Raw genomic sequence first — 1,786 nt, forward strand, 5'->3', positions numbered from 1 at the left:
GGGGAACTCGCGCTGTCGGGCGCGCTGCGCCCGGTGGCGCATGCGGGCCTGCGGCTGCGCGAGGCGGCCAAGCTCGGCTTTGAGCAGGCCTTTGTGCCGTCGAGCGTGTCGGCCGAAGCCGGCGGAATCCGGCTGTCTTCCTATGCGCGGATGGCAAATCTCGTTGACCAACTGCTTGGCCGTAACTAGCTCGCATGGGGGCATTGGCAGGGGTTTGCACTGCCGCGATCGCCGCTGGAAGCTCAATCTATGAATGCATTCGACATCATCGTGCTGACATTGCTGGGTGGCGGCGCGATTCTGGGCTTCAAGAACGGTTTTGTGCAGGCTGCGGTGTCGCTGATCGCCTGGGTGGCGGGCATCTTTGCGCTGCGGTTGTTCCACGCCCCGGTGACGATGCTGTTGAAGGAGCCGGTGGGCAATGACAGCGGCGCGGCGGCGCTGGCGCTGATCGGCATCTACTTTGGCGTATATCTGATCGGCAAGCTGCTCGCCAACGCGCTCGGGCGCAGGACGCGCAAATCTATCCTTGGGCCGATTGACCGGGTGCTTGGCTTTGGCTTTGGCGCGATCAAGGGGTTGATCGCGGCGACGTTGGTCTATCTGCTGTTGACCATGGGCCATGACATCATCTGGCCGGGCGAGGGCCAACCCGAATGGCTGCGCGATGCGCGGACATTTCCCTTGCTCAACGCCAGCGGGACGGCTTTGATCGACCTGTACGATTATCAGCAGCAATATACCGGGAGCCAGGGCGTGAGGGGGCAAGAGACCGACAGGACAGCGCCATGACCGCCCCCGCGCAGCCGCTGTACACGCGCGAGATTCTGGCGCTGGCGGTGTCGCTGGCCGATTGGCCGCTTGGCGAGGCCCTCGCGCATCAGGCAGAGCTGCGGTCGCAAAGCTGCGGGTCGGTGGTGCGCGTCGGCATCGATCTGGATGAGCGCGGGCGCGTGACCAGCTTTGGCGTCAATGCGCGCGCCTGTGCGCTGGGGCAGGCTTCGACCGCGATCCTCGCCGGGAATGTTGTTGGCGCAGACGCGCAGGCGATTGCCACTGCCCGTGACCAGCTGGAGCGGTTTCTGGACGGCGCGCGCGATGATCCTGGCGAATGGCCGGGGATCGAGCATCTGGCGAGCGCGCGGCCATATCCGGCGCGGCACGGATCGATCCTGCTGCCGTGGCGCGCGGCATTGGCGGCGCTGTCATCGCCCGTTACTCAGGCGATCTGACGATGGAGCACGGGGGCGACATCTTTCTTTCCGGCACCATCCTGCTCGCGGCGGCGCTGGGCTTCGTACTGCTGTTTCGGTCGCTGGGGCTTGGCGCGGTGCTGGGTTATCTGGTCGGCGGCATGATCATCGGGCCAGAGGTGCTGGGACTGGTCGATGATCCCGAACTGATCGTCAGCTTTGCCGAAATCGGTATCGTGCTGCTGCTGTTTCTGGTCGGGCTTGAGTTGGCCCCGGCGCGACTGTGGCAGCTCAAGCGCGATATCTTCGGGCTCGGCGCGTCGCAGGTGGTGCTGTGCGGGCTGGTGCTTGCAGCGTTCATCTACTGGGTCACCGGATCAAGCTGGGGCGCGGCGCTCGGCCTTGGCCTGCCGCTGGCGTTGTCATCGACCGCGCAGGTGTTGCCGCTGCTGCAGTCCGAAGGCCGGTTGAACACCCCGACCGGCGAGCGCGCGTTTTCGGTGCTGCTGTTTCAGGACCTGTCGCTTGTGCCGCTGCTGACGATCATCGCGGCGCTGTCGCGCGCGCCGCAGACCGGGCCGCAGACGCCGGGC

3 protein-coding genes and 1 pseudogene are annotated in these 1,786 nt (G+C 65.9%); all 4 read left to right on the forward strand.

Annotated features, from left to right (window positions below):
* A pseudogene (locus ACEW8G_RS15810) lies at positions 1-189 on the forward strand (DNA repair protein RadA); the annotation flags it as partial.
* Positions 190-249: 60 nt separating this feature from the next.
* A complete protein-coding gene (locus ACEW8G_RS15815; protein ID WP_373489355.1) occupies positions 250-792 on the forward strand; it encodes a CvpA family protein in 543 nt (180 codons plus the stop codon).
* Positions 789-1,232: an iron-sulfur cluster assembly scaffold protein gene (locus ACEW8G_RS15820; protein ID WP_373489356.1), complete on the forward strand. Its 444-nt coding sequence runs from the start codon at positions 789-791 to the stop codon at positions 1,230-1,232. The genes ACEW8G_RS15815 and ACEW8G_RS15820 overlap by 4 nt, the downstream gene beginning before the upstream one ends.
* 2 nt (positions 1,233-1,234) lie before the next feature.
* The coding region (locus ACEW8G_RS15825; RefSeq protein WP_373489357.1) for a cation:proton antiporter at positions 1,235-1,786 on the forward strand (552 nt) is incomplete at its 3' end.

Source organism: Blastomonas sp., assembly GCF_041747255.1.
Lineage (GTDB): Bacteria > Pseudomonadota > Alphaproteobacteria > Sphingomonadales > Sphingomonadaceae > Blastomonas.

Excerpts from the sequence above, each read along its gene's own strand:
- ACEW8G_RS15820 (WP_373489356.1), top strand. The coding sequence starts at position 789 with ATGACCGCCCCCGCGCAGCCGCTGTACACGCGCGAGATTCTGGCGCTG.
- ACEW8G_RS15815 (WP_373489355.1), top strand. The coding sequence starts at position 250 with ATGAATGCATTCGACATCATCGTGCTGACATTGCTGGGTGGCGGCGCG.